Raw genomic sequence first — 26,542 nt, 5'->3', positions numbered from 1 at the left:
TATTAAAAACAGTGCAATTGTTTTTTTAGATTCTATGTAAGGTTAGTTTACACACAATATTTCTACTCCCGAAGTATTTTAGAAAAAAGGTTTTTATAAAGGGAATGAAAGCGGTACTAAAATTTGTGTCTAAAATGTGTACAGTTCTAAATTTTCTGACTATTTATGTTAGAAAACCTAACATCTATAAGAGAGAATGTAATACGCAAGAATTTGGGTATATAGTGTATACTAGGACTAATTATCAAAGCGGAAGAAGGGGTTTCTTTTGAGATCAAACTATGCAGATGATAGCTTAGCGCTACACACAGACTTATATCAAATCAATATGGCAGAATCCTACTGGGCGGATGGCATACATAATAAAAAAGCAGTTTTTGAATTGTATTTTAGAAAATTACCATTTGGTAATGGCTATGCTATATTTGCTGGGTTAGAGCGAATGCTTGATTATCTACGTGATTTTCATTTTAGTGAATCGGATATTGCGTATTTACGAGATGAAGTAGGTTATAAAGAGGACTTTATCGAGTATTTAAAGAACATCCGATTCACAGGAGATATGTATTCCATGATAGAAGGGGAACTAGTTTTCGCTAATGAACCAATTGTTCGAATTGAAGCTCCATTAGTGGAGGCACAGTTAATTGAAACAGCATTACTTAATATTGTTAACTATCAAACATTAATTGCTACAAAGGCTAGCCGTATCAAGCAAATTATTAAAAATGAAGTGGCGATGGAATTTGGTACAAGGCGTGCACAAGAGATGGATGCTGCTATTTGGGGAACACGTGCAGCGTTTATCGGTGGTTTTGCTTCCACAAGTAATGTTCGAGCAGGTAAGCTTTTTAAAATTCCTGTCTCTGGTACACATGCCCATGCATTAGTACAAGCTTATAAAAATGATTATGATGCATTCCATGCTTATGCTAAACGTCATCGCGATTGTGTGTTTTTGGTAGATACTTATAATACATTGAAATCAGGGGTGCCAACTGCTATTAAAGTGGCTAAAGAGCTAGGAGACAAAATTAACTTTATTGGCATACGTTTAGATAGCGGTGATATTGCTTTCTTATCGAAAGAAGCTCGTCGTATGTTGGATGCTGCAGGCTTCCATGATGCAAAAATCATTGTCTCTAACGATTTAGATGAATACACAATCTTAAATTTAAAAGCACAAGGAGCAAAAGTAGATGTTTGGGGAATCGGTACAAAGCTTATTACAGCTTACGATCAGCCTGCGTTAGGTGCTGTATATAAAATGGTGGCTATCGAGAATAGCGAAGGGCAGCTTGAAGATACGATAAAAATCTCAGCTAATGCGGAAAAGGTATCAACGCCAGGATTAAAAAATGTCTATCGTATTATCGATAAAAAGAATGGGAAGGCAGAGGGAGACTATATCACAATGCACGATGAAAATCCTCAAGTTGAGGAACGTATCAAAATGTTCCATCCAATCCATACGTTTGTCTCGAAGTTTGTCACGAATTTTGAAGCAAAAAATTTACATCAGCATGTTATTAAAAATGGAGCGATCAATTATCAAAACCCTACATTAGAGGAAATGCGTGATTACGCGGCGGAGAATTTAGAGCTGTTGTGGGATGAATATAAGCGTGCGATGAATCCTGAAGAATATCCGGTCGATCTCAGTCAAAAATGCTGGGATAATAAGATGCGTAATATTGAAGAAGTGCATGCGATGGTTAAACGAATGTAAAAAGGAGTGACGGGTGCAATGACTTTACAGCAACAAATTATTGAGGAATTACGCGTACTGCCTAACATTGATGTACAGAGGGAAATACGTAAATCAATTGATTTTTTAAAGGAATATGCAAAACGCTATAGTTTTGTAAAAGGTTTTGTTCTTGGTATTTCTGGTGGTCAAGATTCAACATTAACAGGAAAACTAGCGCAGTTGGCTATTGATGAATTAAATGCAGAAGAGGGAGAAATGAAGTATTCGTTTTTCGCTGTACGATTACCATATGGCGTACAAGCTGATGAACAGGATTGCCAAGATGCCATTGATTATATAAAGCCAACGAAGGTTTATACAGTAAATATAAAAGACGCAGTGGATGCTAGTGTGAGAGCTCTAACAAATGCGGGGGTTGAGCTGAATGACTTTGTGAAAGGGAATGAAAAGGCTCGTGAGCGTATGAAGGTCCAATATTCAATTGCTGCAATGAATGGAGCGGTTGTATTAGGAACAGATCATGCTGCGGAAGCTATTACAGGCTTCTATACAAAGTTCGGGGATGGTGGAGCAGACTTAATGCCAATCTTTCGTTTAAATAAACGACAAGGAAAGCAATTGTTAGCAGAACTTCAATGCCCTGAGCATCTTTATAAAAAGGTGCCTACAGCAGACTTAGAAGAAGATCGTCCCTCATTGCCAGACGAAGTGGCGCTAGGTGTGTCGTATGATCAAATAGATGATTATTTAGAGGGGAAAGAAATTCCAGAAGAACCTCGCCAAAGATTAGAAGGGTATTATTTGCGTTCCCAACATAAACGTCATATGCCAATTACAATATTTGATGATTTTTGGAAGTAAGATGAGCGAAAAGGGTTATAAAGAAAGTGGTTTCACTTTTAAAAATAGCTCTTTTCGCTCTTTTTTTATGTATTATGGTTCTATGTTGTTAATTGTCGGCATATAATGTCGATATAATTACCTATAAGGATAATAAAATGTAGGGGAGGGTAACTTTTTATGAGGACTTCTAGAGTGAGTGCAACGACAAGTAGTGTTTTTCGGCAGGAACAACAGTATTTACATGCTGGTGATCTCAGCCATAACTTTGGGCAAAATCCACAAAAGCAATTTCGGAATAGATTACAAAAAAATAAAGAGAAGACGTACAATTCAACAACTATTTCTGTTAATTCACAACAGCAGCAACCGATTACACCTATCCATATAGATAGCGCTAGTGATTTGGAAATTCGCCGTGAATTAAATGAGACGGCATTAAAGCTCAGTCGTTTAAACAAACAAAAGAAGCGTCTCAATAGTTACCGTTCTTCCATATAAGCCAAACTCTCCACATCAGTGTGGAGAGTTTTTATTTTTGAGGGGAAGTAAATGAAAGTACTAAATTCAAAATATTTGAAGTGAAGATGTTCATGGAATGTTCAAGGTAATTTTTCCATTTCTTCACAGCGATTTTTAACTAATTTCACAACTAATCTGTAATGTAGGAGGTGGCAACAAAAAACTAAACTTGGAGGATAAAGTTGTGAAAAAATTATGGTTACCTGCACTAATATTATTATTTGTACTTGCAGCTTGTGGTAGCGAAAAAAAACAGGTAGAAGAAACGGAAATTGAGCAAGAAGTTACGAAAAATGAATCAGAAACCGTGCAAGTTGCTTCATTAGTAGATACACGGTTACAAGAGCCAGAAGAAGAGACAACTTGTGAAATGTGTAATATGAAAGTTTATATGAAAGACCATGATATGGGTGTATTTTCAGCACAGGCAATAAAAGAAGATGGAACAATCGCTTTTTATGACGATATTGGCTGTTTATTAAATGCAGAGGTTGCTAATGAAGAAAAAAACGAAAAATTTGTACGTGATTTTGTGTCGAAAGATTGGGCAAAGATTGAAGATGTAACAATTATAAAAACAGAGCTGAAATCTCCGATGAACTGGGGCTATATTTATTTCGTGGACAAGGCTGAAGCAGATAAATATATGCAAGAAAATTCGAAAGCTTATGTGGAGGAACTACAAAAAATTAAAGATGATGCATTGGAGAGACGTAAGAAAATGATGCAAAAAAAGGCTGAGGATGAAAAAGATGCATCCGGTTCTATGCATTCGAATGAGATGAATCAAGAAGGGCACGGTCATTAAATCATAGACTAGGGGAAATCCTCTAGTCTTTTCTTGCTGAATGAGGAGGTGGAAAGTGATGAAGCAAATCATGTTGTTCTTTTTATTTTTTCTCATGACAAGTCAAACGGCGTATGCAGAATTTGATATTCAATATGCTATCGATCAAGCAAAAGCTGGAGATAGTATTCATATTCCTGCTGGTCGTTACCAAGGGAATTTCACGGTGAAGAAACCGATCAAACTGTACGGACAAAAAGGGACTGAGCTTTATGCTCAAAATGATGAACCTGTATTAAAAATTGAACATGTATCGAATGTTTCTATAGAAAATATAAGGATAACAGCAAAAAATAAAGGAATTGTTGCTAATGAGACGGATAATTTAGAGCTAAGAGCTATTGAACTAAAAGATATCCGAGTTGGTATATATCTTCAACAATCAAGGCATATTCGAATTTTAGAAAATAGGATCATTGGAAATGAATCTCACTTTGCTGAAAAAGGAAATGGAATTGCGATTTTTAAAAGTGAAGATGTCGTGATCGATCAAAATACGATCGAACAAGTCCAGGATGGTATATATGTTGAAGAAGGGACGCGAATAGATGTACAGCGAAACAAGGTAACAAATAGCCGTTATGGAACACATTTTATGTATTCAAGTAATGTGAAGGTGTTGTTCAATACATATTTACAGAATGTTACAGGTCTTATGGTGATGATGACTACTAATTTAGAAATAAGTAGTAATACAATTAGTGCTCATAATGGCTTCAATAGTTATGGACTTATGATGTATGACACACAGGAGGCAATGGTAAGAGAAAATAGCTTTCTACATAATCGTGTAGGGGTAGCGTTGCAGAAGAGTTCAGTGATTCAAATACAAGAAAATCGCTTTCAGATGAATCAAACTGCATTAGAAGGTACAAAAGTCGATGAGCGTTCGATCATTATGGATAATCAGTTTACAGGCAATATATTAACAGCAAGGTCAGACAATCGGGGGTTACGTTTAATTCATAATTTTTATGATGATTATACAGGGCTAGATGTTACAGGTGATGGTTTTGGAGATGTTCCATATGTGGCTGTGTCAAGTTTTGGACAATGGATGGTGAGACAGCCGGTTTATCAATTTTTTGTGGCATCACCAAGCGTTGTTATCCTGACGTCACTAGATCAACAGATTAATAAAACAGAACGAAATCTACTGGTAGATAATGAACCAAAATTACTGAGCAATATGAAAGAGATAGAGTTTTCATTCAATATCTTACAATTAGTGATTGGTTTTATCGTGTTTATGGGAAGTTTATGGCTTTGGAAAAGGGGGATACGAGTGTGACTAGATGGATAATGATAGTAATTATATGTGGCGTTATTTTAGTAGGCTGTGGTGAAAAAACATACCTTCCACGTGAAATTAATAGTGAAACAGATGTTTGTGAAGTTTGTAATATGAGTATTGTTCATAATGAATACGCAGGGCAAATTGTTTTGAAAAATGGAGACTATGAGATTTTTGATGATATTGGATGCTTAATGGATTACATTGAGCTAAATGGCGATGGTGAAGTGGGAGCAGCCTATATTAAAAATAAAGCAACGAATGAATGGATTGACGTTTATAAAGCGATTTATGTGTACAACAAAAATTATTGGACGCCGATGAACTATGGTGTTATTGCATTTGCTACAAAAGACGAAGCCAAAGAATGGATGAATGATGAAGAAGAAGGTCAACTATTTGCCTATCGTGATTTGCTGACATTGAATTGGGGGATTCATGAGTGATGTTTGTAAAAATAGAGTTGAAGCAGATTTTAAGAAGTCGATGGATGCAACTAGTAGCCTTTCTGTTTACGTTTGTTTTCGTTGCCATAGTCGTCATTCAACAAATGGCTTTACCAGATATTGAAGGCTTTACACGTCAAACTGCATCATTTTTAAGTGTGTTATTATTTCTGCTGCCGCTATTTATCCTCACCATTGGTAGTATGAGTATAGCTGGTGATATAGAATCAGGTTGGTTATCGTTATTAAAAACATACCCTATGAAGCGGAAGCAATATATTACAGGCAAATATGTAGCTACGGTACTTGCGTTTTTATTAGTAATAGTAGTGGCATTTGGTTTTGTATTAACCGTAGGTGGGTTACTAGGTGGGGTACGGTTACCAATTGTTTTAGTTATTCTTACGCTATTATGTATTATTATCTTTGTGTCTTTAGGAATCTTGCTAGGGGTATTTGCAAAAACAAGATTATTTGCACTTGCATTATCACTTGTAGTATGGTCCTTTCTTTTATTGCTCATTTCTTATGCTTTAATGGCGATAGGTGCAGTTGTTTCAGGGCATCTTTTACAAAAGCTCATCATCATAACGATACATATTAATCCAGTAGAATGGCTGCGCTTCGGCTATTTTATATTTAGTAATCAAGCTAGTGTGCTTGGTCCAGCCTTTTATGATGTAACGAGGTTTTACTTATCACCGCTTGGTCAGGTGGGGTATGGAATAATAACAATACTCTGGATTGTACTACCGTTAATGCTTGCTACGAAGCTGTTAAAGGAGGGGGAGCGGCGATGATTCTGTTAGAGGGAAAAAATGTAGCTAAGGTTTATGAAAATGATAGAGGATTAAAAGAAGCCTCCTTTCAGCTGCAAGCTGGTCGAATTCTTGCATTGGTTGGAGGAAACGGGGCTGGAAAGAGTACTTTGATTCGTTTGTTAACGGGTCAAGAGAAACAGCAATCTGGTGAAATAATATGGCATCAACCACAAACAATCCGTTTTATGCCTGATGATGTAAACTTTCCAACTATGCTAACTGCAGCTGAAATATTAGAGCTGTTGGCATCTTTAAAACAAGTAGATAAATATGAGCAAGAGAATGTACTGAAGCGTGTTTCCTTGTGGGATGTTCGGAAGCAAAGAGCTAAACACTTTTCCAAAGGGATGCTCCAACGGCTAAACCTAGCCCAGAGCTTACTTGGTAACGGGTCATTGTTAATTTTAGATGAGCCAACGAATGGTCTAGATCCCTTTTGGATAGCACAGTTGAAAAACATGATGTTGGAGGAGAAGAAAAAAGGCAATACCGTTATCTTCTCTACTCATTTGCTATCTTTTGCTGAAGAAATAGCAGATGATGTATTAGTTTTACATGAAGGTGAAATTATCATTTCTGGGGCGATATCTGAAATTTTCTTGCAAGAAAATTCTACATCTTTAGAAGAAATATGGTTAAAAAGATTGAATTTGTAACATTCTAATGGTTAATGACGTTATATAATAAGGATTAGGCTTGTTTGGATGTTATCAAACAAGCCTTTTTTATGAATGTTCGTAGGAAGTAGAAGTTTCAGATAATTGTTTTACAAGACAGATTTCGCTATGCTTAGATTAAGTTTGCTTGCAATTCACACAATTGCTTGATGGAATGGGAGGCTTTTCGATTAATGAATGCTCAAATACAGAATGTTTTAGAAAATATAGAAAAGGTAATGATTGGTAAAAGAGAAGTTGCTGAGCTCAGTATTGTCGCATTATTAGCAAGGGGACATGTTTTATTGGAGGATGTACCTGGAGTAGGAAAGACAATGATGGTGCGAGCACTTGCAAAATCGTTTGATGCACAATTTAAGCGTATTCAATTTACGCCAGATCTATTGCCATCAGATGTAGTCGGTATTTCTATTTATAATCCCAAAACAATGGAGTTTGAATTTCGTCCAGGGCCAATCATGGGGGATGTTGTATTAGCCGATGAAATTAACCGAACGTCACCGAAAACTCAATCAGCGTTGTTAGAGGGGATGGAAGAGGCTTCTGTTACAATTGATGGGAAAACGCTGATGATCAATCAGCCATTTTTTGTGATGGCTACACAAAACCCGATTGAACATGAAGGTACCTATCCTTTACCTGAAGCACAACTAGATCGATTTCTCTTAAAGATAAAAATGGGCTATCCATCTAGGGGGCAAGAGGTTGAAATTTTACGAAGAGCTGAGAATGGTAAAGCCATTGAAAAAATCGAAGCAGTATTATCGGTAGCGCAATTAATCGAATTACAGGAACTTGTTCAAGGTGTGTATGTAGAAGATTCTGTTAAAAATTATATGGTGGAGCTTGCTACCCTAACAAGAGAAAATAATTATGTCTATTTAGGTGTGAGTCCACGTGCCACAATAGCGCTAATGAAAGCTTCTCAAGCTTACGCATTTTTAAAAGGACGAAGCTATGTTACCCCTGATGATGTTCAATATTTAGTGCCATTTGTTTTTAATCATCGTTTAGTTTTAAAACCAGATGCACGCTATGATAACGTGACAGCAGACGAAATTATCCAGCGGATCATTGCTAAAACACCAGTTCCGACAAAGAGGTTTGCAGAACAATGAGGCAATGGAAAGCTTTTGTAGAAAAAAGTAAACATTTCCTATTAATCGCTTTCTTGATGATCATAACATTTTGTTATGCAATGTTCCAAGGTGGGTTTGTGAGCTGGTTTGTATTTTTTACGGTTAGCCCATTTTTAGTATATGCATTCATTTTCTTTGTCGTTAGAGAAGATATTTTACTAATCGAACGCAAGATTGACCCGATTCATATAGAACGAGGTCAATCAGCGAAGGTGCTTATTACGATAGAACGTAAAACACGTTTTCCATTTGCCTATATCGTAATGGAGGAACTTGTGGATAGTGAGGGATTAGTGCAAGCTAAAATACAAAATGCGAATGCCATTAAGTTCGTTGGATTTAAAAAAACCTTTAGCTGGCAATATGAATTGGAAAATATGCCACGTGGTGAACATCGTTACCTAGGTGTTACAATTGTTTTCTATGATTTTTTTGGCTGGGCTAAAAAGGTTGTCGTAGCAGAAAAGGACCAAACTATTTTAGTTTACCCAAGAGTACAAGAGATGAAATATGCTGCGCTTCAAACAAAATATGATGTTGGCTTGATGATGTCTCCATACTCTATTGTGAAGGACACATCGATGGCTGTTGGATTACGAGAGTACGTTCCAGGAGATCGTTTTTCGTGGATTCATTGGAAATCATTTGCACGTACACAAAAGTTACAGTCTAAGGAATTTGAGGATCGACAATCATCTGAACTAATGTTAGTGCTAGACGCTACAAAATCCTCGATGTTTGAAGAAAAAGTAGAGTTAGTAGCTTCAATGCTACAAATGATCGTTCAGGAACGAGGAGATTTATCATTTATTTCTGCTGGAGCAATGACGAAAGTATTCCCAGCTATACAGGGTGACAAGCATTTAGATCAAGTCATGTATCATTTAGCTGCGATAAAACCTACAGAGAATGTCAAGTTTCGATTTCATGACCAACAAGCCTTTAAACAAGTTGCAACACTGCTTTATGTGACAAGTGATGTTTCAGATGAATTCCTACATACTCTTGCGAATATAGTGAAAAGCTGTTTTTGTTTTGTAGTGGCAAAGCAGCAACCAGTGCAATCTGAGCTTGCGATGCGGTATAAACATATACAAGTTATTTATGTAAATCCAGCAGATTTCTATCATTTATTCACGGAGGTGATAAGACCGTGAAGCAATCATTAGGAGAATTTTTAGAATTAGCCATAGCTTATGTTATTGTATTTTTCATTTTGCGTGAATGGCTTATTCCCATTATGCAATTAACGAATACAGGTGGGATGCATCTTTTCTTAGTGTTTATCGGTATGTCTTTAGCGCTAAGTCTTTTCCGCGTACATCCTTTATTATCAGGATTAGTGAAGTTTGGTTATATTACCTGGTTTGTCGTTTTTATCTATAGCCCTAGTCCTGTATTATCTGGTGATACATTGCCTTTTTTATTGGCTGAATGGAGAGGGAACATGGCCACGATTCTAACAGGTGACTTTGGACAGGTTTCAGATGTTTTCAGAACAGTGTTATTTCTTGTATTGATTTGGATGCTGGTCTATTTAATTCACCATTGGGTTTCGGTGCGAAAAAATATATTCTACTTCTTTGCCATGACCGTATTCTTTATTGCTACTTTGGATACATTTAGTGACTATGACGGTAAAGCGGCAATTGTAAAAGTTGTTGTTTTAGGATTAATCATGACAGGTGTTCTTTTTGTCAAGCGCCTATGGCTTCAAGTAGAAACTACAAGTACGGTAATGGAGAAATGGAAAATTGTTATTCCCATGCTAGTATCTGTATTACTCGTTAGTTCTGTAGCATACTTTTTACCAAAGACTGGGCCAACATGGGCAGATCCGGTGCCGTTTATCCAAGGGGTTACTGGACAAGACGGAAATGGAAATGGTCAAAAATCAGTTGGTTATAGCCAGGATGATAGTCAGTTAGGTGGTCCGTTCCAAGGAGATAATACTTTAATATTCACTGCCTCTTCCCGTGATCGTCATTATTGGCGTATTGAAACAAAAGATACGTATACGTCAAAAGGTTGGATTGTTTCAGAGGGGAACTTTGGGAAAAATGTTTATGAGTCAAATACACCCATTCTGACTTCTTTACAAGTAGGGCCGCCCGAAAGTGAACGTCAGATTCAATTAGATATTGCTGTTCCAATGCCATTTTTAATTCAAACATATGGTATGCTTTCTGTTTCGGCTCAAGATTCCACTTTATTTATTCAAGATGAGCAGACTGAAAAAATGAATATAGAACAACAGGTAGGGGAATCGAAATCATTATCAAACTATTCATTGTCTTATAGTGAGCCTGTTTATAGTATGGAGCAGCTCCAATTGTCATATCCAGCAACACTTGAAACAATGGATTCTTCCTTTGATCGATTTTTGCAGTTACCTAACCAACTTCCTCAGCGTGTAAGGGACTTAGCGTCTGAAATAACGCAAAAGAAAGATACGGTTTATGAACAAATTAAGGCTGTAGAAAGTTATTTTAGAACAAATGGTTTTAAGTACGATAAAACGCAAGCCGCCATTCCTGCTGAAAATCAAGATTATGTCGATCAATTTTTGTTCGATACAAAAGTAGGGTATTGTGATAATTTCTCCACGTCAATGGTGGTACTTTTACGTTCAGTAGGGATCCCAGCTCGTTGGGTAAAAGGTTTTGCTCCAGGAACTGCAGGCCCTATGTCAGATGGACTACGCGAATATCGCATCACGAATGACAATGCGCACTCATGGGTAGAAGCTTTTATACCTGGAACGGGATGGATGGAGTTTGAACCTACAATCGGTTTTACCGGCAATGTAAACATTGATTATGATATCCCGTTAGATACGTCTGACGAGGAAGAAGTATTGCAGCCAGAGCAAAAACCTGAGCAGCCACAACCACAAGAACAGGTAACCGAGAAGGAACAACCGAACTCAACATTTAGCTTTGATGCAATATGGTTATGGATGAAAAAGTTTGCTTATGTTTGGGTGATAATTGTTGTATTATTAATAATCACGGGTATTTCTTTATTTTTACAGCGTAAAACATGGATTCCAAAAATGCATGTTCGGGCTTACCGTAAAAAAGTAGCGGATTGGTCAAATTTCGATTCTTCTTACCATGTTTTACTAAAACAATTATCTCGTATTGGCTTGCGCAGAAATGATGGAGAAACGTTAAGTGCATTCGCAGAGCGTGTAGATGCAGCATTAGAAACAGATGAAATGCAAAAGCTGACGGTAGTCTACGAGCAACATATTTATGGGAAAGACAAAGAGGATGTTGATTTTGTGAAGCTGAAAGAAAGTTGGGAATATTTAATCAATCGCACTATCAGTTGATTTTAACGTAGACAAAGAGTAAAATGAAAAAAATTAAATGCAAGGATTGCTTTCATATAAGTTCGATAATAGGGTTCGGATGTTTCTACGAAATCACCATAAATGGTTTCTCTATGAAGGCGGATGTTTTCGTTAGGTGAAAAGTATAGTAAAACACTTTACTTTGCTACGCATTCGCCTTTATCAATATTCTAGAGCTTATGAACGCGTAGAAAGTTTTTTTACTTTCTTCGCGTTTTTCTTTGAACACATGAAAAATCCTTTAAAAATAATAGAAGAGGTGGAAATTTTGACAGCTAGCCCTTTATTAAAAGAGCAAGAAAAAATCGTTGTACTAGACTTCGGTAGCCAATTTAACCAATTAATTACACGTCGTATTCGTGAATTTGGTGTTTTCAGTGAATTACATCCACATACGGTAACTGCAGAAGAAATTAAAGATATGAACGCAACAGGTATTATTTTCTCAGGTGGTCCAAACTCTGTTTATGATGAAAATGCCTTTCATGTGGATCCAGCTATCTTCGAATTAGGTTTACCGATTTTAGGTATTTGCTATGGTATGCAATTAATGGCCCATACAAACGGCGGTAAAGTTGAAGGTGCTGAAACACGCGAGTATGGTAAAGCCGAAATTCAAGTAACAACACCAAACAAATTATTTGGTGAATTACCTACAGAACAAATCGTTTGGATGAGCCATGGTGACCATGTAACAGAAGTTCCAGCTGGATTTGAAGTCATCGCAACTAGTGCATCTTGTCCGATTGCTGCAATGGCAAACGTTGAACGTAAACTATATGCTGTACAATTCCATCCAGAAGTACGTCACTCTGTATATGGTAATGATCTATTACGTCAATTCGTATTCGACATCTGTGAAGCGAAAGGCGATTGGTCAATGGCAAACTTCATTGAGCTTGAAATTGCAAAAATTCGTGAAATCGTTGGCGATAAAAAAGTATTATGTGCACTTTCTGGTGGTGTAGACTCATCAGTGGTAGCGGTGTTAATCCATAAAGCAATAGGCGATCAATTAACTTGTATGTTCGTAGACCACAACTTAAACCGTAAAGGCGAAGTTGAACAAGTAATGAAAACATTCACAGAAGACTTTGACATGAATCTTATTAAAATTGATGCACGTAAACGATTCATGGACAAACTTGCTGGGGTTTCTGATCCAGAGAAAAAACGTAAAATTATCGGTAATGAATTCATTTATGTGTTTGATGAAGAGGCATCTAAGCTTGAAGGTATGGATTTCTTAGCACAAGGAACTCTTTACACAGATATTATTGAATCTGGTACTTCAACTGCACAAACAATCAAATCACACCATAATGTTGGTGGTCTTCCTGAAGATATGCAATTCCAACTAATTGAGCCACTGAAAACTTTATTTAAAGATGAAGTACGTGCGCTAGGCTTAGAGCTTGGACTAGACGAAAAAATCGTTTGGCGTCAACCGTTCCCAGGTCCTGGATTAGGTATCCGTGTGCTTGGTGAAGTAACAGAAGAAAAATTAGAAATCGTTCGCGAATCTGATTTCATTCTACGTGAAGAAATCGCAAAAGCTGGCCTTGATCGTGACATTTGGCAATATTTTACGGTATTACCTGATATCCGTTCAGTAGGTGTAATGGGCGATGCTCGTACGTATGACTATGCAATCGGTATCCGTGCCGTTACATCTATCGACGGTATGACTTCTGACTGGGCACGTATTCCTTGGGATGTACTAGAGAAAATCTCCGTCCGCCTTGTAAACGAAGTAAAACACGTGAACCGCGTGCTGTATGATATTACATCTAAGCCACCAGCAACGATTGAGTGGGAATAATAGCAAAAGCCCTAAAAGCTCTAAGAGGTTTTTAGGGCTTTTTTGATTTCATTCTTTCTGAATTTATGGCTGAATAAAGTTTCCTAACATGCAAAAATTGCTGGTAAAGTGATGTATGTAGTAAACTAAATGAATGCAAAAGAAATTATATTAGTCAGATTAGGGGGGATTTAAATGGAGAAAAATAAACCAAAAATACATACATTAGCAGTTGGGATGCCAAAAGAGTTGATTGATAGTAAAGGGCGTTCAATGATTACGGGGATTGAAAAGCAAAGCGTGCAGGAAGTTTACTTGTCCTCTCATGGCTTCGAAGGAGATGATGTGGCAGATAAAAAACATCATGGTGGCCCTGACCGCGCAGTTTGTTTATATCCTGCGGAGCATTACATACAATGGGAACAGGAACTTGGGAAAACGTTGCCCATTGCTGCCTTTGGTGAAAATTTAACAGTAACAAATATGTTAGAAGCAGATGTTTGTATTGGTGATGTTTATAAAATTGGAGATGCTGTCATCCAAATTACACAGGGGCGTATTCCGTGTAGCACGATCGATAGATATACAGAGGCAAACATATTACTCAAGCGTTTAATCGAAACAGGCTATACAGGTTTCCTTGCACGTGTACTAGAAGAAGGGACAATCAGTGCAGAATCAACAATTGAGCTTGTAGAAAAGCATCCTGCATGTATATCTGTTTTGTATTGCAATGAAGTGTACTTTAAAAACAAAGATGCGATCGCAATGAAACAAATACAAGCAGTAGATGCATTAGCAGAAGATTGGAAAGAAAAATTAGAAAAAAGAATTCAGGTCTTGCAAAGTAAAGTGACGAGTTAAAACATAAGTTCAAAAGAAGGATCCTCTAGAATTTCTAGGGGATTTTTTCTTTAAACGGATAGATGGAATGTTCAGTACAAAGCTTCTTTAGTAACGTTTTTAATAGAACCTGAACAATAAATAAGAATTTTACACGAACTTTCGTATTTCTTTTTAGAAAAATGTTCGGAAATAGGGTTGAAATCTAAAAAACGAAATGATATATTACGAATGTAAATTAAATACGTCGTCGTATAATGTCGGGGATAAGGCCCGTGAGTTTCTACCAAGTTACCGTAAATAACTTGACTACGATTTAGGTTTATACATAAACGTATAAACACTAATTTGTTTCACACACTAATTGTGATGAAATATATCGTAGACATGCGACTAGTAGAGTAGTCGGCGTGTCTTTTTTGTTTTCGATATTGAGGACGACCACACGGAGGATTTTTTGATAATGAAAAAATATTTCATGTTCGATGAATTAGGAACTAATTATCGCCGCGAAATAATAGGTGGTATTACAACCTTCCTTGCAATGGCATATATTCTAGCTGTTAACCCAGGTATTCTAGAAAATGCAGGGATGGATAAAGGTGCTGTTTTCGTAGCAACAGCATTAGCAGCAGCAGTCGGTTCTTTAATTATGGGGATTTTCGCTAAATTCCCGATTTCACTTGCTCCTGGAATGGGGCTAAATGCATTCTTTGCATTTACTGTAGTCGGAGCATACGGTATTCCATGGCAAACTGGTTTAACAGGTGTGTTCTTCTCAGGGATTATCTTTATTATTTTATCTTTAACTGGTATACGTGAAACAGTTATTAACGCAATTCCAGTACAACTTAAATATGCAGTTTCTGCAGGTATTGGTTTATTTATCACTTTTGTTGGTTTACAAGGAGCGGGGATCATTGTCGATAGCCCAGCTACTTTGGTCACATTAGGAAGTTTCACAGGCGCTACATTATTAGCGGTTTTCGGTATAATTCTTTCAGTTATTCTTATTATTAAATTGCGCAGTATTGGTATTTTCCTGGGAATGGTGATTACAGCAGTTATTGGGATGATCACAGGTATCATTGATCCCCCAACAGCGGTTGTATCAGCTATCCCAAGTGTAGATTCTACATTCATGGTAGCATTAGAACCACTCGGTGACATTGGCACATTATTTAATGTGAAGTTCTTAGTAGTAGTATTAACATTCTTGTTTGTTGATTTCTTTGATACAGCTGGTACTTTAATGGCTGTTGCGACACAAGCAGGCTTAGTAAAAGATAATAAACTACCACGTGCTGGCCGTGCCTTAATGGCAGATGCACTAGCAACAACTATCGGTTCTTTATTTGGTACATCAACAACAACTGCGTACGTAGAGTCAACTTCCGGAGTTGCTGCAGGTGCTCGTTCAGGATTCTCGGCAGTTGTAACAGCAGTACTATTCTTAGTTGCACTATTCTTCTCACCATTACTAGCAGTTGTAACGCCAGCAGTTACTGCTCCAGCTTTAGTAATCGTAGGGGTACTTATGGTATCGTCATTACGTTTAATTGATTGGGATAAATTCGAAATAGCAGTACCTGCATTCTTTACAGTATTAATGATGCCACTTGGTTATTCAATTGCTACTGGTATTGCAATCGGCTTTGTATTCTACCCAATTACAATGTTATTAGCAGGTCGAAAAAAAGAAATTCACCCAATGATGTATGGTCTATTCTTTGTCTTCCTTGCATACTTCATTTGGGTACGTTAGTTAAACAGACACCTCTCATTGTTAGTAAGATACTAATCATGAGAGGTGTTTTTTTATTAAAAATAAAAAGCAATAAATTGTTGGTTAGAGCAATCAAAAATTAAGTTGATCCTAATTAAAAGAGTTATGGTTTTTATACATTATATAGAAGAAACTCGTTTTTAAATAATGAGAATAGTTTTACTTTAACGAAAGGCTTGCAAACTTAAATTTAAGATGATATATTTAAACACGTTGTTACGAAACAAACGAACAACTTCAAAAATATTAACATAAACAGTTGACAACATGTTAACAATATGTTAAATTATAAAAAGTTACTTAGCGTAACTAGTAAATGAACCTTGAAAACTGAACAAGCAAAACGTAATCAATAAAGTTTTAAGTAGCTAGCTTTGCTAGTGAACAAAATACAATTTTGGACATCAAACATGATGCCAGCAAAACAATTTGAGCTAATCAAATTTCTTTTATGGAGAGTTTGATCCTGGCTCAGGACGAACGCTGGCGGCGTGCCTAATACATGCAAGTCGAGCGAACAGAAAAGGAGCTTGCTCCTTTGACGTTAGCGGCGGACGGGTGAGTAACACGTGGGCAACCTACCCTATAGTTTGGGATAACTCCGGGAAACCGGGGCTAATACCGAATAATCTCTTTTGCTTCATGGCAAGAGACTGAAAGACGGCATCTCGCTGTCGCTATAGGATGGGCCCGCGGCGCATTAGCTAGTTGGTGAGGTAACGGCTCACCAAGGCGACGATGCGTAGCCGACCTGAGAGGGTGATCGGCCACACTGGGACTGAGACACGGCCCAGACTCCTACGGGAGGCAGCAGTAGGGAATCTTCCACAATGGGCGAAAGCCTGATGGAGCAACGCCGCGTGAGTGAAGAAGGTTTTCGGATCGTAAAACTCTGTTGTAAGGGAAGAACAAGTACAGTAGTAACTGGCTGTACCTTGACGGTACCTTATTAGAAAGCCACGGCTAACTACGTGCCAGCAGCCGCGGTAATACGTAGGTGGCAAGCGTTGTCCGGAATTATTGGGCGTAAAGCGCGCGCAGGCGGTCCTTTAAGTCTGATGTGAAAGCCCACGGCTCAACCGTGGAGGGTCATTGGAAACTGGGGGACTTGAGTGCAGAAGAGGAAAGTGGAATTCCAAGTGTAGCGGTGAAATGCGTAGAGATTTGGAGGAACACCAGTGGCGAAGGCGACTTTCTGGTCTGTAACTGACGCTGAGGCGCGAAAGCGTGGGGAGCAAACAGGATTAGATACCCTGGTAGTCCACGCCGTAAACGATGAGTGCTAAGTGTTAGGGGGTTTCCGCCCCTTAGTGCTGCAGCTAACGCATTAAGCACTCCGCCTGGGGAGTACGGTCGCAAGACTGAAACTCAAAGGAATTGACGGGGGCCCGCACAAGCGGTGGAGCATGTGGTTTAATTCGAAGCAACGCGAAGAACCTTACCAGGTCTTGACATCCCGTTGACCACTGTAGAGATATAGTTTCCCCTTCGGGGGCAACGGTGACAGGTGGTGCATGGTTGTCGTCAGCTCGTGTCGTGAGATGTTGGGTTAAGTCCCGCAACGAGCGCAACCCTTGATCTTAGTTGCCATCATTTAGTTGGGCACTCTAAGGTGACTGCCGGTGACAAACCGGAGGAAGGTGGGGATGACGTCAAATCATCATGCCCCTTATGACCTGGGCTACACACGTGCTACAATGGACGATACAAACGGTTGCCAACTCGCGAGAGGGAGCTAATCCGATAAAGTCGTTCTCAGTTCGGATTGTAGGCTGCAACTCGCCTACATGAAGCCGGAATCGCTAGTAATCGCGGATCAGCATGCCGCGGTGAATACGTTCCCGGGCCTTGTACACACCGCCCGTCACACCACGAGAGTTTGTAACACCCGAAGTCGGTGAGGTAACCTTTTGGAGCCAGCCGCCGAAGGTGGGATAGATGATTGGGGTGAAGTCGTAACAAGGTAGCCGTATCGGAAGGTGCGGCTGGATCACCTCCTTTCTAAGGATTATTTCGGAATACAAACCTTGGGTTTGTAAGATTACGTTTTGCGTTCAGTTTTGAAGGTTCATTCTTTCTGAATGAAATACTTCAAAACTTGTTCTTTGAAAACTGGATAAAACGACATTGAAATTGTAACAAACACATTTATTTTTTAAGTTTTTTTATAGGCTTAATAACTTGGTTAAGTTATTAAGGGCGCACGGCGAATGCCTTGGCACTAGGAGCCGAAGAAGGACGGCACTAACACCGATATGCTTCGGGGAGCTGTAAGTGAGCTTTGATCCGGAGATTTCCGAATGGGGGAACCCACTACGTTTAATCGCGTAGTATCTTGACGTGAATACATAGCGTCTTGAAGGCAGACCCAGGGAACTGAAACATCTAAGTACCTGGAGGAAGAGAAAGAAAAATCGATTCCCTGAGTAGCGGCGAGCGAAACGGGAAGAGCCCAAACCAAGAGGCTTGCCTCTTGGGGTTGTAGGACACTCTATACGGAGTTACAAAAGAGCGAGTTAGATGAAGCGACTTGGAAAGGTCCGCCAGAGCAGGTAAAAGCCCTGTAGTCGAAAGTTCGTTCTCTCCTGAGTGGATCCTGAGTACGGCGGAACACGTGAAATTCCGTCGGAATCCGGGAGGACCATCTCCCAAGGCTAAATACTACCTAGTGACCGATAGTGAACCAGTACCGTGAGGGAAAGGTGAAAAGCACCCCGGAAGGGGAGTGAAAGAGATCCTGAAACCGTGTGCCTACAAGTAGTTAGAGCCCGTTAATGGGTGATAGCGTGCCTTTTGTAGAATGAACCGGCGAGTTACGATTACGTGCAAGGTTAAGCTTTAGAAGGCGGAGCCGCAGCGAAAGCGAGTCTGAATAGGGCGATGTAGTACGTGGTCGTAGACCCGAAACCAGGTGATCTACCCATGTCCAGGGTGAAGGTGAGGTAACACTTACTGGAGGCCCGAACCCACGCACGTTGAAAAGTGCGGGGATGAGGTGTGGGTAGCGGAGAAATTCCAATCGAACTTGGAGATAGCTGGTTCTCTCCGAAATAGCTTTAGGGCTAGCCTCGTGATGAGAATACTGGAGGTAGAGCACTGTTTGGACTAGGGGGCCATCCCGGTTTACCGAATTCAGACAAACTCCGAATGCCAGATATTTATACACGGGAGTCAGACTGCGAGTGATAAGATCCGTAGTCAAAAGGGAAACAGCCCAGACCACCAGCTAAGGTCCCAAAGTAATCGTTAAGTGGAAAAGGATGTGGCGTTGCACAGACAACCAGGATGTTGGCTTAGAAGCAGCCATCATTTAAAGAGTGCGTAATAGCTCACTGGTCGAGTGACGCTGCGCCGAAAATGTATCGGGGCTAAACGATTCACCGAAGCTGTGGATTGACATCTACGATGTCAGTGGTAGGAGAGCGTTCTAAGTGCGTTGAAGTCAGACCGGAAGGACTGGTGGAGCGCTTAGAAGTGAGAATGCCGGTATGAGTAGCGAAAGACGGGTGAGAATCCCGTCCACCGTATGACTAAGGTTTCCTGAGGAAGGCTCGTCCGCTCAGGGTTAGTCGGGACCTAAGCCGAGGCCGATAGGCGTAGGCGATGGACAACAGGTTGATATTCCTGTACCACCTCCTCACCGTTTGAGAAATGGGGGGACGCAGTAGGATAGGGTAAGCGCGCCGTTGGTTGTGCGCGTCCAAGCAGTAAGGCGTGTGTGTAGGCAAATCCGCACACTGTAACGTTGAGCTGTGATGGCGAGTCCGTATGGACGAAGTTCCTGATTTCACACTGCCAAGAAAAGCCTCTATCGAGGTGAGAGGTGCCCGTACCGCAAACCGACACAGGTAGTCGAGGAGAGAATCCTAAGGTGTGCGAGAGAACTCTCGTTAAGGAACTCGGCAAAATGACCCCGTAACTTCGGGAGAAGGGGTGCTCTTGAGCGTGCAAGCGCATGAGAGCCGCAGTGAATAGGCCCAGGCGACTGTTTAGCAAAAACACAGGTCTCTGCAAAACCGTAAGGTGACGTATAGGGGCTGACGCCTGCCCGGTGCTGGAAGGTTAAGAGGAGTGGTTAGCGCAAGCGAAGCTGCGAATTGAAGCCCCAGTAAACGGCGGCCGTAACTATAACGGTCCTAAGGTAGCGAAATTCCTTGTCGGGTAAGTTCCGACCCGCACGAAAGGCGTAACGATCTGGGCACTGTCTCAACGAGAGACTCGGTGAAATTATAGTACCTGTGAAGATGCAGGTTACCCGCGACAGGACGGAAAGACCCCGTGGAGCTTTACTGTAGCCTGATATTGAATTTTGGTACAACTTGTACAGGATAGGTAGGAGCCAGAGATCTCGGAGCGCCAGCTTCGAAGGAGGCGTCGGTGGGATACTACCCTGGTTGTATTGAAATTCTAACCCATGCCCCTTAGCGGGGCAGGAGACAGTGTCAGGCGGACAGTTTGACTGGGGCGGTCGCCTCCTAAAAGGTAACGGAGGCGCCCAAAGGTTCCCTCAGAATGGTTGGAAATCATTCGTAGAGTGTAAAGGCACAAGGGAGCTTGACTGCGAGACCTACAAGTCGAGCAGGGTCGAAAGACGGGCTTAGTGATCCGGTGGTTCCGCATGGAAGGGCCATCGCTCAACGGATAAAAGCTACCCCGGGGATAACAGGCTTATCTCCCCCAAGAGTCCACATCGACGGGGAGGTTTGGCACCTCGATGTCGGCTCATCGCATCCTGGGGCTGTAGTCGGTCCCAAGGGTTGGGCTGTTCGCCCATTAAAGCGGTACGCGAGCTGGGTTCAGAACGTCGTGAGACAGTTCGGTCCCTATCCGTCGTGGGCGTAGGAAATTTGAGAGGAGCTGTCCTTAGTACGAGAGGACCGGGATGGACACACCGCTGGTGTACCAGTTGTCTTGCCAAAGGCATCGCTGGGTAGCTATGTGTGGACGGGATAAGTGCTGAAAGCATCTAAGCATGAAGCCCCCCTCAAGATGAGATTTCCCATTACGCAAGTAAGTAAGATCCCTCAAAGACGATGAGGTAGATAGGTTCGAGGTGGAAGTGTGGTGACACATGGAGCTGACGAATACTAATCGATCGAGGACTTAACCAATATGTTTGAAGCATTCAATGCACCGTTTATCCAGTTTTGAAAGAATAAATCTTTCAATTAAATACAAAGTCTAGTGATGATGGCAAAGAGGTCACACCCGTTCCCATACCGAACACGGAAGTTAAGCTCTTTAGCGCCGATGGTAGTTGGGGGCTTCCCCCTGTGAGAGTAGGACGTCGCTAGGCAATAAAAAAAGTCATGGATCTATTCCATGGCTTTTTTTATTATGTGAACTATTCATAAAATGCTATAATATATTTAATATTTTCAAGCAGATTTAAAGATAAATTCTTTCAACTAGATACATTTTGGATTTAATAATGGAGGAATCAAAATGAGGCAGAACATTTTTTCTGCGATTTCGATCTCGAGTCTTCTACTTATATTCTTTATGTTTGGTTATGATTCAGCAAAATGGTATGGAGGCTTTTTTACACTTCTCTATCATATAAATATGTTTATGCCGTTTATTTTAGGTGGTTTAGGCATTGTCAGTGCTCTATTAGGCATCAAAGGATATCGTCTGGTTCTTGTTGTCCTTCATTTGTTCCTACAGCTATTATTTTTTTGTATCTATTTAAAGGTATTTTATGGTTCATAGTCATTAATCAAAACTGCGGAGAGAAATCTGCAGTTTTTCTATATATTTAAGTTCTTACATACTTCTGTAAGCAACAAAAGGTATAATGAATTACAAATTGGTTGAATGAATATGTACAGTGGAAAGGAAGAAAAAGTTGGGAAAAAAGCAAATTTGGTATGAGGTACAAGAAAACGAGTCAATTGAGGATTGTTTGGCAAGAATGCGGAAAGACGGCTTTATGGTCATAGGACGAAAAGAAGAGCCGCTTTTTCATATCGTAGATGGTGAGCCAGCTTATTTACGTCAAAAAATACAGTTTAAAGGTATACCTGCTCAAGATATCGAATGATTTTGACTAAAAACCGAACGTTTTTTTTAACCTAATAAAAAATGTTCGCATTTTTGCATTGACGATAAGACAATCCCTTGTTAAAATGTGAGAAGGAAAAACAAATAAATCCCACATATATGCTAGAGGATTGGCTCTAGTGTCTCTACCCGGCACCGTAAATGCTGGACTATGCGGGAAAGCACTTTTGGTATATGGTGAGAAGGTCTTTGTACAGCTATGTACATGGAGATGATCTTGTCCTAATAGTCCTCAAGTAAACTGCTTTCACGTGTAATGGTAGAGAGTAGTTTATTTGGGGATTTTCTTTGTAAATAAATAAAGAATTGCAGTAGCTAATCAAAATAGAGGCTAGCACAATAAATAATTGATCATTTTTCTATCGTTTAAAAGGAGCGACAATTTATGAATCCGAAAATCGGTGTCATTATGGGTAGTTCAAGTGACTGGGAAACAATGAAACATGCATGTGATATTTTAGAAGAATTACAAGTACCGTACGAAAAGAAAGTTGTATCTGCACATCGTACACCTGATTTAATGTTTGAATATGCAGAGGCAGCTCGAGGACGAGGAATACAAGTAATTATTGCTGGAGCAGGTGGGGCTGCACATTTACCAGGAATGGTGGCAGCTAAAACAACATTACCTGTCATCGGTGTACCAGTTCAATCACGTGCACTGAATGGACTTGATTCACTATTATCCATCGTTCAAATGCCTGGTGGCGTACCTGTAGCAACTGTAGCAATTGGCAAAGCAGGAGCGACTAATGCAGGGTTACTTGCAGCTCAAATTTTGTCAACAACAGATGCGGAGCTTGCTAATAAATTAGATGCTAGACGTGAAGCAACAAAGCAGCAAGTATTAGAAAGTACAGGTGACTTAGTGTGACGAAGATTATTTATCCTGGACAAACGATAGGCATTATAGGCGGAGGACAACTTGGTCGAATGATGGCGCTGGCTGCAAAGGAGTCTGGTTTTAAAGTGGCTGTTCTTGAGCCAACAATGGACTCACCGTGTGGGCAGGTAGCTGATATTCGTATTGTAGCTCCATATGATGATGAAGCTGCTTTAGAAGAACTTGCAGAAGTAAGTGATGTTATCACTTATGAATTTGAAAATATTGATTATGAAGGCTTAAAGCGTTTATCTCAAATGGCTTATGTTCCTCAAGGAGCAGAGTTGGTACGTATTACACAAAACCGTATAACAGAGAAAGAAGCTATTGTGAAAGCTGGTTGCCCAGTAGCACCATATATTGTCGCAAAAACTTATGAAGAATTAGTAGCCAATATTGATTTGATTGGTTATCCTTGTATAGTCAAAACAGCAAGAGGTGGTTATGATGGCAAGGGACAGCAGCTTTTAAAATCAACTGAAGATTTACCTTTAGCGAAAGAATTATTCATGCATTCGCAGTGTATTGCAGAAGGATTTGTTCCTTTCGTAAAGGAAGTATCGGTCATTGTTCAAAGAAATGGTCATGGTGAATCGTATTGTCAGCCAGTTGGAGAGAACATTCATGTTCATCATATTCTTCACGAGACAATTGTACCTGCTCGCATAACTGAAAGCACAGCTCAAGCTGCGGAACGAGAAGCTTTGAAAATTGCAGATTACTTACATTTAGTAGGAACGCTAGCAGTAGAAATGTTTGTATTAGAAGATGGTAGTATTGTTATCAATGAATTAGCACCAAGACCTCATAATTCTGGTCACTATTCAATTGAAGCATGTAATGTTTCACAATTTCATCAGCATATTCGTGCTGTTTGTGGATGGCCGTTACGTAAGCCGCAATTATGGGCACCGTCCATTATGGTCAATGTATTAGGGCAGCATGTCGTGCCACTCAGTAACTCAATTGCTAAATATCCTGAATGGTCCATACATCTTTATGGGAAAGCTGAAGCTAAGGTCAACCGTAAAATGGGCCATGTGACGATTATGACAAAAGACTTAGAAGCTACACTACAACAAATCGAGAGTTCTGGCATTTGGTCAGAATAGAAGGAGATAAGCGATGATTGAACGTTACACAAGACCCGAAATGGGCGCAATTTGGACAGAACAAAATAAATACCAAGCTTGGCTAGAGGTTGAAATTTTAGCTTGTGAAGCATGGGCAGAGTTAGGCGATATCCCAAAAGAGGATGTTGCTAAAATTCGTGAAAATGCTTCATTTGATGTGAATCGTATTTTAGAAATTGAACAAGAAACTCGTCATGACGTTGTAGCCTTTACTCGTGCTGTCTCTGAAACACTTGGAGAAGAGCGTAAATGGGTGCATTATGGTTTAACTTCTACAGACGTAGTAGATACAGCCCTTTCTTATTTAATCAAACAAGCAAATGATATTTTACGAAAGGATATCGTAAATTTCATTGATATTATTGCTGCTAAGGCAAAAGAACATAAACATACAGTTATGATGGGACGCACACATGGTGTTCATGCTGAACCAACAACTTTCGGTTTGAAACTTGGTTTATGGTATGAGGAAATGAAGCGTAACCTTGAACGTTTTGAAGCGGCTGCCAAAGTAATTGAAACAGGGAAAATGTCGGGAGCTGTTGGAACATATGCCAATATCGATCCTCGTGTTGAGCAATATGTTTGCGATAAATTAGGCCTTGCAGCTTCACCGATTTCAACACAAACTTTACAGCGTGACCGCCATGCTCAGTATTTAGGGGCATTAGCTTTAATCGCTACTTCAATTGAAAAATTCGCAACAGAAATTCGTGGGCTACAGAAATCTGAAACACGTGAAGTGGAGGAAGCTTTTGCAAAAGGTCAAAAAGGATCATCAGCAATGCCACATAAACGTAATCCAATTGGTTCTGAAAACATGGTTGGTATGTCTCGTTTGATGCGTGGTTATATGGTGACAGCTTATGAAAATGTAGCTTTATGGCATGAACGTGATATTTCACATTCATCTGCAGAGCGCGTTATTTTACCGGATGCAACAATTACTCTTAACTATATGCTAAATCGCTTCGGTAATATTGTGAAAAACTTAACAGTATTCCCTGAGAACATGAAACGTAATATGGATCGTACATTTGGTCTTATTTATTCTCAACGCATCTTACTAGCATTGATTGATAAAGGTTTAGTACGTGAGGAAGCTTATGATACAGTACAACCTTTAGCAATGCAGGCTTGGGACGAACAAGTTCAATTCCGTACATTAGTCGATGCAAGTGAAAAAATCACATCTTATTTAACAAAAGAAGAGTTGGATGATTGTTTTGATTACAACTACCACTTACAGCATGTTGATATGATTTTTGAACGACTAGGACTTAACTAATATTTATTTAGCCATCTAATAATAAATGTTAGAGCCACCAGTAAAAGTTTCAGAGTTGAATCGTAGAGATACGGTTCAATTCTGAACATTATTACAAGCGTATCTCATAATATCAGGGGGAAAACGAAATGACTAAAGGTCAACTTTTGTATGAAGGTAAAGCAAAAAAATTGTACACAACAGAGGAAGCCGATGTTCTTCTTGTTGAGTATAAGGATAGTGCAACAGCATTCAACGGAGAAAAAAAAGAAGAAATTGAAGGCAAGGGCATTTTAAATAATCGCATTACTTCATTAATTTTCGAAAAATTACGAGCTAACGGAATTGCGTCACATTTCGTAAAACTATTATCTGATACGCAACAGCTTGTAAAAAAAGTAGAAATTATTCCGATTGAAGTGGTTGTTCGTAATATCGCTGCAGGAAGTTTAGCAAAACGTCTTGGACTTGAAGAGGGTACAGCTTTAAAAAGACCAATCGTCGAATTTTATTATAAAGATGATGAATTAGGCGATCCACTTATTACAACAGAGCATATTGACGTTCTAGATCTTGCGACACCTTCTGAAGTAACTGCTATTTATGATGGCGCACTAGCCGTTAACAAAGTTCTACAACCTATCTTTAAAGATGTTAATGTCACATTAATTGATTTTAAATTAGAATTTGGTCGTGATATGGATGGCAATGTATTATTAGCTGATGAAATTTCACCAGATACTTGCAGACTTTGGGACGCTACAACAAAGCAAAAGTTAGACAAAGATGTTTTTCGTCGTGACCTTGGTAATTTAACTGAAGTTTATACTATTATACTTTCTAGACTCGGAGGCAAATAACAATGAAAAAAGTAAAAATCTATGTAACATTACGTGAGAGCATTCTTGATCCTCAAGGCTCTGCAGTACAGGGTTCTTTAGCTAAAATGGGCTACGGTGAAGTAGAAGATTTACGTATCGGTAAATATCTTGAACTATCAATTAAAGATACAGAACGTGATATTGATACTCTAGTAAAAGAAATGTGTGAAAAGGTTTTAACGAACGTTGTAATTGAAGACTACCGTTACGAAGTCGAGGAGGCTATTTAA

Annotated in this window: 21 protein-coding genes, 3 rRNA genes and 3 riboswitches; all 24 genes read left to right on the top strand. The window is 39.5% G+C overall.

Going from position 1 to position 26,542, the window contains the following annotated elements:
- Nucleotides 1-268 precede the first annotated feature (268 nt).
- Complete coding sequence (locus tag MHB39_RS20145; protein WP_342545122.1) at nt 269-1,729, top strand: nicotinate phosphoribosyltransferase; 1,461 nt, start codon at nt 269-271, stop codon at nt 1,727-1,729.
- An 18-nt stretch (nt 1,730-1,747) separates the two neighbouring features.
- Complete coding sequence (nadE, locus tag MHB39_RS20140; protein WP_048395002.1) at nt 1,748-2,572, top strand: ammonia-dependent NAD(+) synthetase; 825 nt, start codon at nt 1,748-1,750, stop codon at nt 2,570-2,572.
- Between the two features lie 159 nt (nt 2,573-2,731).
- Complete coding sequence (locus MHB39_RS20135; protein WP_048395004.1) at nt 2,732-3,052, top strand: hypothetical protein; 321 nt, start codon at nt 2,732-2,734, stop codon at nt 3,050-3,052.
- A 205-nt stretch (nt 3,053-3,257) separates the two neighbouring features.
- Nucleotides 3,258-3,881 (top strand): hypothetical protein, encoded by a 624-nt coding sequence (locus MHB39_RS20130; protein ID WP_054548895.1) that lies wholly within the window; start codon nt 3,258-3,260, stop codon nt 3,879-3,881.
- A gap of 58 nt (nt 3,882-3,939) precedes the next feature.
- Nucleotides 3,940-5,211, top strand: coding sequence for a NosD domain-containing protein (locus tag MHB39_RS20125; protein ID WP_279496294.1), 1,272 nt, complete (start codon nt 3,940-3,942; stop codon nt 5,209-5,211).
- Nucleotides 5,208-5,660, top strand: coding sequence for a nitrous oxide reductase accessory protein NosL (locus MHB39_RS20120; RefSeq protein WP_231595734.1), 453 nt, complete (start codon nt 5,208-5,210; stop codon nt 5,658-5,660). The genes MHB39_RS20125 and MHB39_RS20120 overlap by 4 nt, the downstream gene beginning before the upstream one ends.
- Nucleotides 5,660-6,460 carry an ABC transporter permease subunit gene (locus tag MHB39_RS20115; protein WP_279496392.1) on the top strand — a complete coding sequence of 267 codons (801 nt, stop codon included), beginning with the start codon at nt 5,660-5,662 and terminating at the stop codon, nt 6,458-6,460. The genes MHB39_RS20120 and MHB39_RS20115 overlap by 1 nt, the downstream gene beginning before the upstream one ends.
- Entirely contained in the window at nt 6,457-7,137 is a 681-nt protein-coding gene (locus tag MHB39_RS20110; protein ID WP_103118863.1) for an ABC transporter ATP-binding protein, read from the top strand. The genes MHB39_RS20115 and MHB39_RS20110 overlap by 4 nt, the downstream gene beginning before the upstream one ends.
- A 194-nt stretch (nt 7,138-7,331) precedes the next feature.
- Nucleotides 7,332-8,276, top strand: coding sequence for a MoxR family ATPase (locus MHB39_RS20105; protein WP_048395021.1), 945 nt, complete (start codon nt 7,332-7,334; stop codon nt 8,274-8,276).
- Nucleotides 8,273-9,454 (top strand): DUF58 domain-containing protein, encoded by a 1,182-nt coding sequence (locus tag MHB39_RS20100; protein ID WP_342545114.1) that lies wholly within the window; start codon nt 8,273-8,275, stop codon nt 9,452-9,454. The genes MHB39_RS20105 and MHB39_RS20100 overlap by 4 nt, the downstream gene beginning before the upstream one ends.
- Complete coding sequence (locus tag MHB39_RS20095) at nt 9,451-11,634, top strand: transglutaminase domain-containing protein (protein WP_342545112.1); 2,184 nt, start codon at nt 9,451-9,453, stop codon at nt 11,632-11,634. Before MHB39_RS20100 ends, MHB39_RS20095 begins: the two co-directional genes overlap by 4 nt.
- Nucleotides 11,635-11,666: 32 nt before the next feature.
- Nucleotides 11,667-11,768: riboswitch (purine riboswitch) on the top strand.
- Between the two features lie 155 nt (nt 11,769-11,923).
- Nucleotides 11,924-13,477 carry a glutamine-hydrolyzing GMP synthase gene (guaA, locus tag MHB39_RS20090; RefSeq protein ID WP_036076059.1) on the top strand — a complete coding sequence of 518 codons (1,554 nt, stop codon included), beginning with the start codon at nt 11,924-11,926 and terminating at the stop codon, nt 13,475-13,477.
- A gap of 174 nt (nt 13,478-13,651) precedes the next feature.
- The gene (locus tag MHB39_RS20085; protein ID WP_342545111.1) at nt 13,652-14,320 is read left to right on the top strand and encodes an MOSC domain-containing protein; all 669 of its coding nucleotides are present in this window, start codon (nt 13,652-13,654) and stop codon (nt 14,318-14,320) included.
- A gap of 209 nt (nt 14,321-14,529) precedes the next feature.
- Nucleotides 14,530-14,631, top strand: a riboswitch (purine riboswitch).
- Nucleotides 14,632-14,762: 131 nt separating this feature from the next.
- Entirely contained in the window at nt 14,763-16,064 is a 1,302-nt protein-coding gene (locus tag MHB39_RS20080) for an NCS2 family permease (RefSeq protein WP_342545110.1), read from the top strand.
- A gap of 469 nt (nt 16,065-16,533) precedes the next feature.
- A 16S ribosomal RNA gene (locus MHB39_RS20075) occupies nt 16,534-18,086 on the top strand.
- A 182-nt stretch (nt 18,087-18,268) separates the two neighbouring features.
- A 23S ribosomal RNA gene (locus MHB39_RS20070) occupies nt 18,269-21,196 on the top strand.
- A gap of 69 nt (nt 21,197-21,265) precedes the next feature.
- Nucleotides 21,266-21,381: ribosomal RNA gene (rrf, locus tag MHB39_RS20065) — 5S ribosomal RNA — on the top strand.
- The 16S, 23S and 5S rRNA genes sit together here, the layout of an rRNA operon.
- Nucleotides 21,382-21,530: 149 nt before the next feature.
- Nucleotides 21,531-21,797 carry a hypothetical protein gene (locus MHB39_RS20060; RefSeq protein WP_036076848.1) on the top strand — a complete coding sequence of 89 codons (267 nt, stop codon included), beginning with the start codon at nt 21,531-21,533 and terminating at the stop codon, nt 21,795-21,797.
- A 136-nt stretch (nt 21,798-21,933) separates the two neighbouring features.
- Entirely contained in the window at nt 21,934-22,128 is a 195-nt protein-coding gene (locus tag MHB39_RS20055) for an NETI motif-containing protein (RefSeq protein ID WP_036076850.1), read from the top strand.
- A 93-nt stretch (nt 22,129-22,221) separates the two neighbouring features.
- Nucleotides 22,222-22,320, top strand: a riboswitch (purine riboswitch).
- 213 nt (nt 22,321-22,533) lie between these two features.
- On the top strand, nt 22,534-23,022 hold the full coding sequence (purE, locus tag MHB39_RS20050) for a 5-(carboxyamino)imidazole ribonucleotide mutase (RefSeq protein ID WP_016992386.1): 489 nt from the start codon (nt 22,534-22,536) through the stop codon (nt 23,020-23,022).
- Entirely contained in the window at nt 23,019-24,143 is a 1,125-nt protein-coding gene (gene purK / locus MHB39_RS20045) for a 5-(carboxyamino)imidazole ribonucleotide synthase (RefSeq protein WP_016992385.1), read from the top strand. The genes purE and purK overlap by 4 nt, the downstream gene beginning before the upstream one ends.
- A 13-nt stretch (nt 24,144-24,156) precedes the next feature.
- Nucleotides 24,157-25,452, top strand: a complete 1,296-nt coding sequence (gene purB / locus MHB39_RS20040; protein ID WP_016992384.1) for an adenylosuccinate lyase — start codon at nt 24,157-24,159, stop codon at nt 25,450-25,452.
- 128 nt (nt 25,453-25,580) lie between these two features.
- Nucleotides 25,581-26,291: a phosphoribosylaminoimidazolesuccinocarboxamide synthase gene (gene purC, locus MHB39_RS20035; protein ID WP_342545107.1), complete on the top strand. Its 711-nt coding sequence runs from the start codon at nt 25,581-25,583 to the stop codon at nt 26,289-26,291.
- 2 nt (nt 26,292-26,293) lie between these two features.
- On the top strand, nt 26,294-26,542 hold the full coding sequence (gene purS, locus MHB39_RS20030; RefSeq protein ID WP_016992383.1) for a phosphoribosylformylglycinamidine synthase subunit PurS: 249 nt from the start codon (nt 26,294-26,296) through the stop codon (nt 26,540-26,542).

Source organism: Lysinibacillus sp. FSL K6-4013, from assembly GCF_038630435.1.
Lineage (GTDB): Bacteria > Bacillota > Bacilli > Bacillales_A > Planococcaceae > Lysinibacillus > Lysinibacillus boronitolerans.
The sequence above is the reverse complement of the archived record's forward strand: the minus strand, read 5'-3'. Positions and strand labels throughout refer to the sequence as shown.